Origin of the sequence: Arenibacter sp. S6351L, assembly GCF_023016025.1 — a bacterium.
Classification (GTDB): Bacteria; Bacteroidota; Bacteroidia; order Flavobacteriales; family Flavobacteriaceae; genus Arenibacter; species Arenibacter algicola_B.
The window spans coordinates 81,402-98,084 of the sequence record NZ_JALKBB010000010.1; the positions used below are offsets into that span (position 1 = coordinate 81,402).

Annotated in this window: 11 protein-coding genes; 1 reads left to right on the plus strand and 10 read right to left on the minus strand. The window is 39.7% G+C overall.

What is annotated here, in order from left to right:
* Positions 1-66: 66 nt before the first annotated feature.
* The 6 genes from MWU82_RS10520 to rhaM form a co-directional block, all read right to left on the minus strand.
* Positions 67-2,352 (minus strand): glycoside hydrolase family 20 protein, encoded by a 2,286-nt coding sequence (locus tag MWU82_RS10520; protein WP_247096332.1) that lies wholly within the window; start codon positions 2,350-2,352, stop codon positions 67-69.
* A 206-nt stretch (positions 2,353-2,558) separates the two neighbouring features.
* Positions 2,559-3,239: an FAD-binding oxidoreductase gene (locus MWU82_RS10525; RefSeq protein WP_215946871.1), complete on the minus strand. Its 681-nt coding sequence runs from the start codon at positions 3,237-3,239 to the stop codon at positions 2,559-2,561.
* Between the two features lie 195 nt (positions 3,240-3,434).
* Positions 3,435-4,151 (minus strand): VIT family protein, encoded by a 717-nt coding sequence (locus MWU82_RS10530; RefSeq protein WP_215946870.1) that lies wholly within the window; start codon positions 4,149-4,151, stop codon positions 3,435-3,437.
* Between the two features lie 213 nt (positions 4,152-4,364).
* A complete protein-coding gene (mgrA, locus tag MWU82_RS10535; RefSeq protein WP_215946869.1) occupies positions 4,365-5,381 on the minus strand; it encodes an L-glyceraldehyde 3-phosphate reductase in 1,017 nt (338 codons plus the stop codon).
* 268 nt (positions 5,382-5,649) lie between these two features.
* Positions 5,650-6,663, minus strand: a complete 1,014-nt coding sequence (gene fbp / locus MWU82_RS10540) for a class 1 fructose-bisphosphatase (protein WP_215946868.1) — start codon at positions 6,661-6,663, stop codon at positions 5,650-5,652.
* Positions 6,664-6,884: 221 nt separating this feature from the next.
* The gene (gene rhaM / locus MWU82_RS10545; RefSeq protein ID WP_215946867.1) at positions 6,885-7,199 is read right to left on the minus strand and encodes an L-rhamnose mutarotase; all 315 of its coding nucleotides are present in this window, start codon (positions 7,197-7,199) and stop codon (positions 6,885-6,887) included.
* Between the two features lie 385 nt (positions 7,200-7,584).
* Here rhaM and MWU82_RS10550 point away from each other — a divergent pair, with 385 nt between their 5' ends.
* Complete coding sequence (locus tag MWU82_RS10550; protein ID WP_247096333.1) at positions 7,585-9,036, plus strand: sulfatase; 1,452 nt, start codon at positions 7,585-7,587, stop codon at positions 9,034-9,036.
* A 126-nt stretch (positions 9,037-9,162) separates the two neighbouring features.
* Here the strand turns inward: MWU82_RS10550 and MWU82_RS10555 are convergent, their stop codons facing one another.
* From MWU82_RS10555 to MWU82_RS10570, 4 genes are all read right to left on the minus strand, one after another.
* Positions 9,163-10,062 (minus strand): dihydrodipicolinate synthase family protein, encoded by a 900-nt coding sequence (locus MWU82_RS10555; protein ID WP_215946865.1) that lies wholly within the window; start codon positions 10,060-10,062, stop codon positions 9,163-9,165.
* Positions 10,063-10,284: 222 nt separating this feature from the next.
* A complete protein-coding gene (locus MWU82_RS10560) occupies positions 10,285-12,276 on the minus strand; it encodes a beta-galactosidase (protein ID WP_247096334.1) in 1,992 nt (663 codons plus the stop codon).
* A 458-nt stretch (positions 12,277-12,734) separates the two neighbouring features.
* The gene (locus MWU82_RS10565; protein WP_247096335.1) at positions 12,735-14,135 is read right to left on the minus strand and encodes an aminopeptidase P family protein; all 1,401 of its coding nucleotides are present in this window, start codon (positions 14,133-14,135) and stop codon (positions 12,735-12,737) included.
* 84 nt (positions 14,136-14,219) lie between these two features.
* A complete protein-coding gene (locus tag MWU82_RS10570; protein ID WP_247096336.1) occupies positions 14,220-16,457 on the minus strand; it encodes a S9 family peptidase in 2,238 nt (745 codons plus the stop codon).
* Between the last annotated feature and the right edge of the window lie 226 nt (positions 16,458-16,683).

Genomic DNA, 16,683 nt, shown 5'->3' on the forward strand with positions numbered 1-16,683 from the left:
ATATGTCGAATATTTCATGGATATACCTTTAAAATACCATGAACACCTTGTCTTTTCTTTGTTTGATTATTTAACGGAGACCTCATCTACAAATAGCCAAGCAGAGCCTTTTCGCAAATGCCATTCAGGAAGTTCTGATCTATTTTTTGCAGTTATTTTTATAAACGAAACATCCTGCTTTTCAAAATTAGATCCAATATGTTTAATAATGGGTTCTCTTTTTTCTTGGGTAGCTATAGCTTCATCCAATACCGTTTTAAAGTTTTCACCGTCCTTTGAGATGGAAATAATCACCTTGGTAGGCAACATCACCGAGGTAGCACCTATATCCTGAAAAAAGTTTAAGCCAACATAAGAGAGTTCATTAACACTCCCCAAATCAATAAGCACCTCAAAATCCTTTTCTTTTATTCCTTGCCAACTAGGGTCATCGCCGCGGGCAATGGCAAATTTATTATCAAACAATGCCTTATCACCCCCACCGCTATAGGTTTCATTATAGGCATTGCTATAGGTAACCTTACATTGATCTCCAAAACCAGTGGAAAACATTTTTTTCAATGGAAAGCCAATAGGTTCCCCATTTCTAAAACACATCGCATTAAGTTCTATGGCTGTGGTATATTCAATGGGGCCTGAATATAATTCTGACTGCATTGTAGGATTTGAACCGTCCAACGTATATCTAATTTCATACAGGTCCAATTCATTATGTAACCTTAAATTGAATACTTTATTAACCTTATTATAGCTTACGTCATAATCAGGGGTTAAGGAACTTCCTGAATAATTATATCCCATTTCGTCCAATCTATCAAAATGGACATCCAATTTATTTATAAAATGTTCACTGTTCTTTTTCTCCACCTTGGTCCAAATAGCTTCCGAAAGTGCACTAATTCTGGGAAGCATCATATATTGGATATGGCTTAAGCTTTTCACTTGTTCCGTCCAAAGATTAGCTTGCGCACCCAGAATATGATGTTTTTTGTTTGGAGCAATGTCTTTTGGAACGGGGTTAAAATCATATATCTTCAATACATTATTGTATCCGCCCCATGAAGGGGGTTCATATTCACTTTTGCCCTGACTGTGATCCAAATACAGGGGATCGCCCGGAGACATTACCACATCATGCCCGGCATTTGCAGCTTCAATACCCCCCTCAACACCTCGCCATGACATAACCGTTGCCCTTTCTGGCAAACCTCCTTCCAATATCTCATCCCAACCTATAAGTTTTTTGTTTTTGGAATGAATAAATTTCTCCATTCTTTTAACAAAGTAACTTTGCAACTCCTCGGCAGTTTGCAGGTTTTCCTGCTGCATCCTTTTTTTACATTTATCACATTTCAACCAAGACCCCTTCCCTACTTCATCTCCGCCGATATGCACATATTCATTGGGAAATAATTCTACTACCTCACTTATTATATTTTGTAAAAATTGAAAGGTACCATCGTTCCCGGCGCAATAAACTCCGGTAATGACTTCCGTATCGCATGAAAATTCAGGATAACATTGTAATGCAGCCTCGGAATGGCCTGGCATTTCTATTTCGGGAATTACATCTATGTATCGTTCTTTGGCATAGGCAACAATCTCCCTAATGTCTTCCTTGGTGTAAAAACCTCCATAAACTTCACCCTCGGCATCCTTGGAGGTAATCTCAAAATCCTCCCAAGGTTTCTTATCCCCCTTAACCTTCCTCCAGGCACCTTTATTGGTAAGTTCGGGATATGCATCAATTTGAATTCTCCATCCAATACCATCCACTAGATGCCAATGGAATTTATTCATCTTGTGCATTGCAAGGATATCGATGACTTTTTTTACAGAATCTTTAGGAACAAAATGCCGTGATACATCCAACATCATACCTCTCCATTCATATGCCGGTGCATCATTTATTTGCACGTAGTTCAGTACTGGTTCTTTAACCTCCGTTTTAGGAGATAACATTTGTACCAGCGTTTGGATACCATAAAAAATCCCCTGATCTGTACTTGCTTTAATCACAACACCTTCACCCCCTACTGTTAAGCTATATGCGCCATTCCGAGCGACTTCCATTGATTTTACCAAGTGAATGGCATTATCCTGTGTCGACCTTGAAATTTCTAATTGAGTATTGAAATTATCCCTTAAAAATGAATTTATTTCCTCCGTTAGCTGTTTTTCCCCAAAGCTACTATCTACAACAATAACGGTTTTATCATTAATTTTAAAAGTACCTGGATGATAATTTATTTCATTGGGTTGGGGAATGACTCCCATTTTTGTCGGCTCTGTATTGCTACATGCGGTTACTACCAATAAAAGAATTATTTGGGTCAATCTACTAAAGTCCATATTTTTTTGCTTCAACTTTTGTCCATAAAATCATCAAATATAAATGTAAATTACATTTAGCATATTTTAGCTGAAATACATTTACATCTTCTCTTTGGATGACATTGGCCAATAGCACAAGCATCGCTTTACAATTGGGAAGGAAATGGTCCGTTAATCCGACCACTTGTGGCCTGTTCAGAACCATTCCCACGGTTAACCATTATCTAACTTTCAATGATGACCGTTTCGGCCGAGGCACCTAGACTTAATAAGAGATCTGTTATATTAGTTACAAACTTTTTTGGCCCGCATAAATAGAAGTTCTGGCCAAAGTCGGCTATATTTTCGATAAGGAATTTTCGATCTATTCTATTTCCCCTAAATCCCACCACATTCTCGCGGGTAAATATTTTTATAAAATTACCGTCCAGCATCTTTTGCAATTCTTCTTCCATAATAACGTCTTCCGACGTTTTATTGGAATAAATCAATTTATTGCCGTGTAGGTTCTTATGGGTATAGAGATGCCTAAAAATAGAGATAAAGGGTGTAATACCCGCTCCCCCGGCAATAAAAACACCTGGCCCCTTGTATTGTATGGCCCCAAAAACTTCGTGAAGAATAAGTTCCGCCCCGGCGTGGGTCCGTCCCAACATATTGGTCACCCCTTCATGATCATTATAAATCTTGATCATAAATTCCAGGAAGCCATGTTCCATTATGGAGGTGAAGGTAAAAGGCCTTAATTGGTCCTTCCACTCGGGCAAATTAATGGCAACCTCAGTTGCCTGCCCAGGAATAAAATCATAACCCGCAGGTCTTTCCACTACAAAACGTTTCACATCATGGGTAATATAATGTGTCTCCAATATCTTAACAATATGTTGCTTATTAGCTTTTGGCATAATGGTACTTAATTTGAATATATCAAGATAATAAATTATCTGTTAATTCCTATTCCGCTAACTTAAGGACAAAGCCCAAGTCTCTGTAATATTTGGCAGATCAGCGCTTAACATTACACCAACATTCATGATATAAGGTTGAAGGTGGTTACAAGTGCTCGTTTTAATGGAGCTTATAAGGTGTGATGTTTTTCTTTATCCAATATTCACGTTGAACAAATATCCCACCATAGCGGTCAATCCCATTGCCACAGTTCCCCAGAATGTAATTCGGATAATTGCTTTTTTTATACTAGAGCCTCCGGTTTTCGCGGCCAATGCACCTAAGAAAATCAGGAAGAAAAGCGCAAAACCATATAGAGAATATTCCATATTTTCCAATGGTAAAAAGAGGGTTACAATAAGTGGCAAAATGCCTCCGATAGTAAAAGCGGCCCCAGAAGCAAAAGCAGCTTGCATTGGTTTGGCTTTACTTATTTCATTTAGTCCCAACTCATCCCTAACGTGTGCGGCTAATGCATCTTTAGCTGTTAATTCTTTTGCAACTGTTAAGGCCGTTTCTTTTTTAAGTCCTCTTTTTTCATAAATCGCAGCCAATAATTGCAATTCAATTTCGGGCGTTTCTTTTAATTCTATAATCTCCCGGTCAATATCGGCCTTTTCCACATCCGTCTGAGAACTTACGGAAACGTATTCACCAGCTGCCATTGACAAGGCACCAGCTACTAATCCCGCTAAAGTTGCCAACACAATTGGTTCCCTGATATCACTTGCAGCTGCAACTCCTATTGCAAGACTCGCTGTTGAAAGAATTCCATCATTGGCACCGAGAACTGCCGCTCTTAACCAATTACTTCGGTGGATGTAATGATTGTCCAAATAATTATCAATATTCTTTATAGTTTCACTCATCTTGGTGGTTTAACGCAATTACACTCAACAATTGATCAATAACCATGGCAACAAATAGCCTTTTAGGGTATTATTTTTAATATATATAATTTTCAGTATTCCGCTTAAACAATATAACATGCACCGCTATGGTTTATTTATACCCTTCGCGGTGCATGTTACAATCATATTTAATAATTTTCTGGAGTGTTTGATAGGGTTGTAAATGACCCACTATTTTAAAATACTTTCTATCTCCTTTAGTTCCGCTCCACTAAAACTAAGGTTCTTGAGAGCCTCCAAATTGTCCAGTAGTTGCTCTGTTCGACTAACACCAACAAGTACTGTAGAAATGCGTTGGTCTTTCAGTAACCATGCAATGGCCATTTGGGCCAGACTTTGGCCACGATTTTCAGCCAGCTTATTTAGTCGACCCACCTTGTCCAAAACCTCTGGTGTAATTTGGTCTTCCTTCAAGTAACGGCCATCCTTGCTTGCCCTACTATCATCAGGAATACCTTTTAAATATTTTTTGGTCAATACGCCTTGTGCCAATGGGGAGAAAGCAATGGAGCCTATCCCCTCTTCTTTCAACACATCCAGCAATCCATCTTCCACCCAACGATCGAACATATTATATCTAGGTTGATGGATCAATAGGGGCGTACCCAAATCCTTCATGATTTTTGAAGCCTTGGCAGTAAGCTCTGCCGGATACTGGGAAATACCTGCATATAGTGCCTTACCTCTTTGTACCAGATGATGCAATGCTCCCATGGTTTCTTCCAAGGGCGTGTCCGGATCGGGTCTATGATGGTAAAAAATATCAACATAATCCAGCCCCATTCTTTTTAGGCTTTGATCAGCTGAGGCAATCAAATATTTGCGTGACCCAAAATTACCATAAGGCCCGGGCCACATATCCCACCCTGCTTTACTGGAAATAATAAGTTCGTCACGATAAGCCTTAAAATCCTTTTTAAAAATACGTCCAAAATTTTCTTCGGCAGCACCGTAAGGCGGACCATAATTATTGGCCAGATCAAAATGGGTAATCCCGTTATCGAAGGCACAGCGCAACAGATTTCGGCCCATCTCCAGATTATCGGTATGACCAAAATTGTGCCAAAGCCCCAATGAAATTAATGGCAAAAGAATACCACTATTCCCACAGCGACGGTATTGCATGGTATCATAACGTTTATCATTGGCTTGATAATGGCCAGGATCGAAAGAGTCGTTTATTTTCATTTTTACTATTATTATCTAATTAATTTGAACAAACCCCTAAGTTAGCAAATCTTTTAAGTTTAGGAAGGCCTTGAAGAGCATATGCGCATTATACCAAGCTTAGGCATACTTTTTGGCAGGAAAAAACTCAAGCTAAAACCAGGCAAGATATGGTATGCCCACTATAGCTTTATGTAAACAGCGTCATTAAATTTTATTCTTGGTTTGGGTACATTGGCCCTGCCTATATGCAACCAAAATAATTTTATAAAAACTTTTGGTTCAATTCTTAGTCTTCCTTCAAAATAAACTCCTCCAATTTCTCGACCATTTTCATGCTTCCGCAAAAAATTGCTTCCCGTTGGTGTAATTCGGTAGGTTCTATATCCAGAATTCTTTTAGTCCCTGTGGTAGCTTTACCCTTGGCTTGTTCCGTAAGAAAAGCTATAGGGTTACATTCATATGTCAGACGTAATTTACCATTTTGCTTAGGTCCGATCCTTGGATACATATAGATACCGCCCTTTATTAAATTTCTATGGAAATCTGCCACCATTGCCCCTATGTACCTTGACGTGTAGGGCCTATCCCCTTCCTCCTTTTGGCAATATTTTATGTAAGCTTTTACCCCCTTGGAAAAATGAACGTAGTTTCCCTCGTTTACGGAATAGATCTTTCCGGTTTCCGGGAATTGCATATTGGGATGGGAATGATAAAAGGTGCCCAGAGCGGGGTTTAAGGTAAACCCGTTTACCCCGTTACCCGTCGTAAACACCAACATGGTTGAAGTACCGTACATAACATACCCCGCAGCTACCTGGTCTTTTCCAGGTTGCAAAAAGTCCCTCAACTCTACTGGACTGCCCAATGGGGATATCCTCCTATAAATTGAAAATATGGTACCTACAGAGGCGTTTACATCAATATTGGAAGAGCCGTCCAAGGGGTCGATGAGTACAACGTATTTATTATTATTATTACCGTCAATACTATTCACGGCAATAAAATCTTCCTCCTCTTCCGAGGCAATACCACATACTATACCTCGCTGTATAAGGGTCTGAATAAACTTTTCATTGGCATAGACATCCAGCTTTTGTTGGTCTTCCCCTTGAACATTGGTATTACCGGCGTCACCCAAAATATCCACTAGACCGGCTTTGTTTACTTCATGGTTCGTAATTTTGGCAGCGAGCCTTATGGCATTTATCAGTTTTGACAATTCTCCAGTGGAATATGGAAAGGAGGATTGATTGTCAAAAATAAACTCTCCAAGTGTTCTTTTTTGATTTGTGTTGGTCATAGGATAGAATTAATCGTTCTAGAATTAGTGTTTTTAATGGGGCAGAAGGTCATATTTCTTTTTCATTGACCAAGAGGTCCTAATCTTAAAAATAGGCTATGACCGCTAAAATCCCCATAATTGCTTCTACAACATTTTGAGTTGATGCTTGTTCAGTAATAAGGTAGTGACTTTTTTAACGCCATCAAAGTATTCCTTGCTTGATTGAAGTCTTTTAAACTTTATTTCAAATAAAAGACCTCCTTTAATTCTAACGAAACCGGACTGTTATCCGCATTGGTCTCCATTAGGTCTGCCATATGTGCCCACCAATCCCTACAAATTTGGGTATCGGCAATGGCGTTCCATTTTTCTTCCGATTCCAATTCCGCGTAACCAAACAATATATGGGTTTCAGGATCGAAAAATATGCTATAATTGTGAACCCCATGCATTTTCAGCACCTCTTCCAACTCCTTCCATATTGGATTATGTCTTTGCGTATATACTTCTATACTGTTAGGATAGACCTTCATTTTAAATGCTTTTCTTATCATATCTATTTTTTATATGGGTTAGTGAAATAAAATTAAACCAGGCATGAACCATTCTTCACAAATTTAAGCCATGGGGTAAATTCATGTATCCTGCACAATGCTGCTATTGGCGTTCGTTATGCCTCCCAAAACTCTAAACCCAAGCTGAAACAGTATAGTACAGGATGCAATAGAAAACAATATTTTTTAAACTTGTTTTTCAATATTATAACAATCCTACTATACCAATGAATGTAGTGTCCGGAAAAACCAGGCAGAATTAATTATAAAAATAACTTTGGCACAGAAAGCGCTCTAGAAAAATGGAATTGGAAGAATAGCATCGTAAATTGTCTCAGATTTCACTCTTAATAACTTGAGTATCCTCTAATCAAGAATCATACGCATGAAAAAAAATAACCATATCATTGTCCTATTTGGTATTATCCTAATGACTTCTTGTGGATATAAAAAGACAAAAATTGAACCTAAAGAAAAGGATAAACCCAACGTTTTGTTTATCGCCATAGACGACCTCAACGATTGGATCGGAGTTTTAGGGGGACATCCCCAGGCCAAAACACCCCATATGGACCGGCTGGCCCAACGTGGCGTTCTTTTTAGCAATGCGCACTGTCAGGCTCCGGTATGCAATCCCAGTAGGGCAAGCGTTATGACCTCCCTGTACCCAAGTACCTCCGGTATTTACTTTTTAAATCCAGATATAATAGAATCTCCTGTGGCAAGCAAAAACATAGTAATGCCAAAGCGGTTTCAGCAAGAAGGCTATAATGTCTTTGCTGCAGGAAAGATCTTTCATAATGGGAAAGGAATCAACGAAACCCATATTCCAAATTATGCAGGGCAATTTGGAGGGTTTGGCCCTATGCCCGAACAAAAAATAAGCACATATCCCGGACATCCTTTATGGGATTGGGGCGTTTACCCGGAAAGTGATGATCAGATGCCCGATTATAAAATTGCAAGCTGGGCGGAGAAAAAATTGACAAAAAAGCAGGACCAGCCCTTCTGGATGGGCGTTGGATTCTACCGGCCACATGTGCCGCAGTTTGCTCCCCAAAAGTGGTTCGATATGTATCCCTTGGAATCTTTGCAACTGCCAAAAACAATTTCTGATGACCTAGATGATATTCCCCCGTACGGCATCGATATCACACGCTTGAAACATGTGTCCCCAACTTTTGAATGGGTCACTGAAAATGAGGAGTGGAAACCACTTGTACAGTCTTATTTGGCCTGTGTAAGTTTTGTGGATGATCAGGTAGGCCGGGTGCTCGACGCATTGGATAATGGCGATTATGGAGACAATACTTATGTTGTATTGTTCAGCGATCACGGATTTCATTTGGGTGAAAAAGAACGCTTTGCCAAACGTAGCCTATGGGAAGACGGGGCACGAGTGCCAATGATCATTGTAGGGCCCGATATTCCTAAAGGGAAAGTTATTAATAAGCCTGTACAATTACTTGACATCTACCCTACCTTGCTGGAATTATGCCATCTAAAAACCGATCCAAAGCACGAAGGCAATTCCTTAGTACCCCTATTAAAAAATATGGACCCCGAATGGCCGCATTATGCCCGAACCTGTTTTGGGCCTGGTAACTATGCCATCATATCGGAACAGTATCGTTTTATACAGTACAACGATGGGTCCGAGGAGTTTTATGATCATAAAAATGACCCGCAAGAGTGGAATAACGTGATATCCAGCCCGGAATATGCCGAAGTTATTGGGAAGCACAGAAATCAAGTGCCCACGAACAGGCATCATATCCTCGGCAATGGTTCCACAGGTCACGAGTCCTATGAGGCAACCGAAATAGAGAACCATTAGACTTGATGTTGTTCTACATTTACCGAGTTTTCTACAAACATAAAAGGCTTCCAAGAGATTGGAAGCCTTTTATTTACTATTGATCTTATTAGGATTACCTGCCATAGACCTTGCTTATCAAGCTTTTTAAGCTGGCAAGATTGGCCTATTTTTCATGGCGGTATCTATTATTTTTAAAACACGTTCTCTTTCAGCTCCTTGTAAAGGCAATCTTGGAGCTCTGACGTTTTCGGTTCCAATACCGGTCGCTACTTCCGCCAATTTAATGTTTTGTACCAATTGCGGGCTAATATCCAACTCCAATAGAGGCATAAACCAGCGATAGATTTCCATAGCTTCATCAACCTTAGCGGCTTTTACCAAATTATAAATAGCAACTGTTTCTGCGGGATAGGCACAAACCAATCCGGCTACCCATCCGTCTGCACCTGTTACCAAACTTTCCAAGGCAAGTGTATCCACACCGGTCAAAACTTTTAAGCGATCGCCAAAACGGTTCTTAAGTCGTATTACATTGGTAATATCCCTTGTAGATTCCTTAACTGCCTGAATATTATCACACTTAATCAACTCCTCGAACATATCCAGAGTTACCTCTATTTTATAATCCACAGGGTTGTTGTAGATCATTATCGGCAAGGAAGTACTTTTGGCTATCGCCGTAAAATAAGTTACGGTCTCAAAATCCGTGGCCTTATATCTCATGGGAGGCAAAAGCATTAATCCATTGGCCCCAATAGATTCTGCATGTTGGGCCACGGCAATAGCACCTTCGGTTGTTTGCTCAGCGATATTGATAATTACCGGAATTTTATTATCCGTAATAGACAAGGTAGTCTTGATAAGAATTTCCTTTTCCTCGGGTTTTAGAGTGCTGGCCTCTCCTAGGGTTCCACCTAGGATAATCCCGTTAACACCAGCTTCCATTTGAGCTTTTATATTTTTTTCAAACATCACAAGATCTAGCTGATCATCCTCAGTGAACTTGGTTGTTACTGCTGGCATTACGCCTTCCCATTTTATCATGTTATTCATTATTTTAAAACAAAAATAGATGATATCATTAGAAAAAGTATTTCAAAAATTAGCAGGTCATCATACTATATTATCTTAAAAATATTCAGAAGTTTTTCCCATTAAATTTTTGGAACTAGAAATTCAAATTAGATTAAACCAAGAATCTAGAAGAGCAAGTTGCAGGGTTCCTATAAATAGACCTAAACCCAAAGATATTTTCATCCTTATATTTTAATTCTCTAAAGGGTTAACCCTTAATAGTACCGTTGATTTTGGTTTCAATGTCAATTTTAACTGTCTGGTGGAATCGTACAAGATTGTATTTTCCAATGGATCTATCACCTGGGCGTTAAATGGAAAATTGATGGTCCGTTCCCCGCCTTCTATGGTATGTATACCCATCCAGTTTCGGCCTATATAGAATACATCCTCTGTCTCAATATACCTATGTACACCAGCCTGTTCCCATGTCTCCCCCAATTCCGAGGCCGACCATTTAAGTTTTCCGTCCCTAAACAATTCCCCTCCATTGGGATCGAAGATTTTGGTTCCTTTACCACTGGTCCATAGAACGGTTATTCCCTGTTTGTTCCATTTTTTAATTCTAGACTCCTCCTTGGAAGTGAGTTCAAGAAACCCCATTAGCCAAACTACCTTGTATTGCGATGTTGGCATACTTTTTAAATCCGTTCGAAGAAATAGGTCGTATGAAGTCCCTGTTTTTGCCAGTGGATAACGGTTAGATAAAATATTCTCTGTAAGATGGCCATAGGTTGGGTCCCAAAAAGAGATTTCTTCATCTACCACTACCCCTACCTGTGGTTTCATCTTTTCTCCCTGTGAAGGGGGAAAGGTGCTGTGAAATTGCTGTGTCTTCTTTAATACATTCAATAGTTCAGGATCACTAAACCACCCGCCCCACATATCGAACCACCAGCCTCCATACCCATAGGCCAGCATTCTTGCCGTGTTTTTCCATAAAAATGCTACCGAGGTGTCCATATCTTCGGGGCCTAGCCATACCCCGCTCTCATACTGTCCTGGAGGTGCTATGCCTTTTGAACGGTCTTTCAACAAGGTGGTTATGGACGTTCGCGTATCGTTTTCCGTAAGCCATAATTTGCCATGGAGGTGAACCGAATTTACCGCTGCCATTGCCGGCCAGTCCTCCCCTATCACTCGATTGTACACATTTGGGCTCGACAGATAATCCAGATCCGGACAATCCAACAACTTTGCCAGGGCACCGTGTCCGCGCCTGGCGTCCCCCACAAAATAATGGTATCCGGAAAAGGCTCCCGTCAAAAGCTTGCCGTGGCTCTTTTCTTTGACAATTTTGCAGAAATAGGCAATGTTATCTACTAAGACCTCTGCCTGGAAGCGATAGGTATCAATATAGTTTTGATCCTTATCGGGATTCCTCCATTCCCTGCATTTTACAGGTTCATCTATATTGGCCAAATGGGCATTGTCAAAAGTAAGTGAAGGGTTGTTCCATGCCTTTCTCAAGGCATCATTGTTCTTGTAACTTTCCTTTAACCATTGCCTAAAAGCCAGTAAACGGGCAGGGTTTTGATCCTGATATTGTTTGGGATGATAAAACCATTCCTCTGTTAGGCCACTTGCAACATGTATTCCCGCCAAATATTGGGAGTATTTGGAAGCTAAAAGCCAATCCAAACAGTCACGGAATACCTCCGCCGTTTTTTCCCTCCATACTTCCGAGGCAAAACACTGACGAAAAGTAGTGCCATCCGGGACATGTGCTGAGGCTTCCGGGTATAATTGCGTCCACCATTCCGGGGGATCCAGATAAAAACGGATAATAACCTTTGCCTTGGGATCCGCTTCTATAATCTTTTCAAAATCCTTTACCAAGCTGGTAAAATCATATTCACCTTCCCCTAACCAAATGGGTGATCTAAAAGCACCTATACCAGAAATGGTATTTATTCCTCCTTCTCCCAGATAGGCCGGAATGTTATAAATATGGATACCCGTTGCCGCTATTTCCTTGTAATATTGTTCCTCTCCTAAATAGGACATGTAGGCATATGGCGGATAGGTTTCTCCGTCAATTACCAGGGAGGGATTACCTTCTGTCCATTTTATTGCTGCCTTGGATTGTGCTTTGACCTTCATATTCCCAATGAAAAACAGTGCCATTAGGAGAAAAAAATGATAGGGTTTATTAAATAAGCACCAGGTAAAATCTCTTTTCATTTAAACTTATATAATCCTTAAGTGGATAGGATTAGGTAAAAATAATAATCTAACCTAACTCTCCAAGCCGTACTTTCAAAAATCAAAAAAAACAAGTAGCTGCCCCAGTTACAGTTTACACCAATATAAGACCAGGTTCAGAGATTCCAACAAATAATAGGACCATCAACTATTCCCTTTAAATCTCCTGGATTCTTGAACACAAATTGAATGTGTAGAAAACAAACCCAAACGGTATTTTAGTAAAAACGAATTAAAGCTTTGCCCAATTGCAGAACTGGGACCTTTTCGCAATTTTAATAAAACTAAAAAGGCTTCCAATATCTTGGAAGCCTTGTATTTGTTGTTGTAATCGTAAGCAGATTAGCAGTGATGGTACTTTCCCATATATGATTTAAGTTCAGGACCAATACAAATCACCCGCAATCCATTGATTATAGTCCATTGTTCAAATAGCCCTAAAGACGGGTTTTGGAAATTCTAAAATCTTCTATTTCCATAGAGGTAGTAGGGAGTTTGGCCCCTAACAAACGGCTACCATTTTGGGTTATTAGGAAATCGTCCTCTACACGTATTCCTCCAAAGCTTTTGTATTCTTCCAATTTATCGTAGTTGACGAATTCAAAGTATTTATTTTCACTCTTTCTCAGTTCTATAAGTTCTGGGATGAAGTAAATTCCTGGTTCTATGGTTAAGACCATTCCCTCTTCCAAGGCCCTTCCCAAGCGAAGGGATTTAAACCCAAACTCTTTGCTTTGATGTATGTCATCGGTATATCCAACATATTGCTCTCCCAAATTTTCCATATCATGGACATCCAGTCCCATCATATGCCCCAATCCACATTGAAAGAACAAGGTATGGGCGCCTGCCTCCACGGCCTTATCCGCATCCCCTTTCATTAACCCTACATCAATTAGACCTAGCACTATTTCTTTACTAGCAGCAAGATGCACATCTCTAAATAGCTGTTTGGGTTTTAGCATCCCAACAGCGGTTTTATAAGAGCTATAGACTATATCATAAATTTCTTTCTGTTTAGGACTGAAGGTGTTGTTCACGGGAAAAGTCCGTGTAAGGTCGCCTGCATATCCTGAAAAATTCTCCGCTCCACAATCGCACAGCACCATATCACCCTCTTTTAAAAGGTTTCCCCTAAAATGATTATGAAGTATTTGTCCGTCTATAGTTACTATGGAAGGAAAAGAGGTATTATTCCCGTTGGCCATTGCAATATTTTGAACCGCTCCGAACAAATCTGCCTCGGTCATTCCCGCTTCTGCGATCTCCATGGCCTTATATTGCATTTCCACGGTTGTATTTACCGCTTTTTCAATTTCTTCGATCTCGGCACTGGACTTTATAGACCTCAGTTTTACTACGGCCTTTATCAAATTGGTAGAAACCTTTTTTGAAACCTCAGTAGCTGGTAAATTAAACAGTTCCGATAATTTTAAATTATGTTCTGGGCGATAGGGCGGTAGATAATGAACCTGTCTCCCTTTGGCCATTGCACTTTTTATATAACCTTCAAGACTTTTAGAGGGGCTTACATTGGCTACCCCTACTTTATGGGCCTGCTCTTCCAAAGAATCGATGGGCCCCGTAAAGACAATATCATCAATGGATAAATTATCTCCAAAAACAATCTCACTGTCTTCATCCAAATCCATTATAGCATTCAATCCAGGTATTTGAAGTCCAAAGAAATAAATAAAGGAACTATCCTGCCTATAGGGATAGGTGTTATGTTCAAAATTTATTCCACTTTCGTCATTTCCAAGGAAAAGAATCAATCCATCGCCCAGCAATTCCCTTAACTTTTTCCTTCGTTTTATATATTCCTCCTTTGCAAACATAGATTTGATGATTTATATCGAAACAGATAATTCCCTATAGAATACCAATGATATCCCCTTATAATTTGTAATAAACTCTTGTGATTATTTACCTCCGGCAGGTAAGTTCTTTTTCCAAAAAACTTCCATTGTTTCCCTTAGGTGATATGAGGTATTTTCCCGTTCATAAATTGAATGTGCCCTCATTGGATAAGACATCATATTAAAGATCTTATTGTGCTCTATCAATTTGTTGACCAACATCTCAAAACTCTGATAATGTACGTTATCGTCCGCAGTACCGTGTATGATCATTAAATTTCCCTCTAAGTGCTGTGCGAAATTAATTGGAGATCCATCGTGATATCCCTTGGCATTATCTTCCAACAGCCCCATATATCTCTCCTGGTAGGTAGCATCATAAAGTCTTTGGTCTGACACAAAGGAAACGGCCAATCCTGAGGAATAGATTTCGGGATACCTAAACATACAGTTCAGTGTCATTTGGCCTCCACCACTCCAGCCCCAAATTCCAACTCTGGACGGGTCCAAGAAATCATAGGTATTTAAAATTTCCTTAGCAGCCTTGCTCTGGTCTTCCGATGCAAGAATCCCTATTTGCCCATAAATGGATTTACGCCATTTATTACCTCTAGGGGTTTTAGTTCCGCGATTGTCCACACTCATTACAATGTACCCCTGTTGGGCCATATACTGGTCCCAAAGACTGCCGCCACCCCAATTGTCCTGAACGGTAGCACCTGCAGGCTCTCCATAGACATAAAACAACAAAGGATATTTTTTTGTAGCATCAAAATCCTTTGGCTTAATCATCCAAGCATCCAAAACCTCATCTCCAATATCTACCTTTACAAACTCTTTAGGATTCAATTTCAAGGCATCAAATTTGGCCTTTAGTTCCTTGTTATCCTCCAAAACTCTTTTTACCCTGTGGTTGGGAAGACTTATCAAGGAATATACGGGAGGGGTAACCGCATTCTGAAATACCTGGATTCCCCATTTGGCGTCATTGGATATTTGATAAGAGCTCTGCCCTGCATTTGAGCTCGGAGTTATCCTTTCGGCTTCGCCTTTTCCATCTATACGGCTCCTGTACAAATACCTTTGGGTGAAATTATCCGGGGAAGCAATATAATACACATACCCTCCCTTTGGATCTATACAGTTAATCTCCACCACGTCAAAATCTCCTTTAGTGATAGGCTGTACCACACTTCCATCCCTTGATACCTTATAAAGGTGCAACCATCCATCCCTCTCACTGGACCAAGTAAAGTACTTTTCATTGTCCAACCACCGTACATCATCATGAATATCCAAAAAAGCATCATCCTTTTCTGTCAATATATTAGTGAGTTCCATAGTCTGGATATCCCCAATAAAGACTTTATTGGTGTTTTGTCTACGATTTAATTGTTGGATCATTACCTCATTTGAATTGGGAATAAAATCCATACGTGCCAAATAATTGTTCTTTGGATCACCTGGAACCTTGAACCATTTTGAAATACCATTTTCCACAGATACCACCCCAACTTTTACAGTTGAAAGTTCCGTGCCTACCTTTGGATAAGGCATTGGAATAGGTTTGGAGTATATGGAATCTACATTGTTGATCATGTAAAAGGTCCCTACATCCTTGGTATTCGATTGCCAATAGGCAATATTTTTACCGTCAGGGCTCCACCTGAAGCCATCCCTACAATTTAATTCCTCTTCATAGACCCAATCGAAAGTACCATTTACAATATTATCACCTCCATCCTTAGTGAGCTGATCTATCTTATGATTTTCCAGATTTTCCGAATATATATTCAATTCACTCACATAAGCCACTTTGGAAGCGTCTGGTGAAAATTTAGCAAACATCAAGGTCGCCGAAGGCAAAGATTGTCCCAGCCTTGCCAATTTATTGGTCTTCAGATCCAACACCCAATAATCGCCACGTGTGTGATACCTCCAAACTTTACGTGTATTGGTAAATAGAAGAAGTTTGTTGTTATCCAGGGACCATTGGTAATCCGAAATGGTAATAGGTTTACTTTCTCCCTTAGGAATTAATTGGGTAGCAGAGACCAAAACCGATCTTGCACCACTTTTTGCATCATACTTAACAATATCCCTACCCCCGATTTCTTTATTGGCCTCTAGAGTAGAATATCCTTTATTGTCCTTCATCCAGCGCACCGGACCAAAACCCTTTTGACCGTATATACCATTCTTATAAATATCATTTAATTGTAAGGTCGATCCATCTTGTGCCAGACCGTTACCAATAAAAAACAAAAAGCACAGTATGCTTCCTAAAATCCCTTTTTTCATAACTATTATTATATTCTAAATACCATTATTCAGTAACCCGAACCAAAAGTAACACTTCCCAAAAAAATCTTACATGTATCGGAACAACAATATTACAAAGTCCATCGGCAGGGCATATTGCCCAAATTAGCAAATAGTGATACTATTTTAGAAGTCGATTTTAAGAAATTATTGAACAGCCCTATAGTTTAGGAAGAAATAAACCGCTTGGTCGCCAGTTATACCA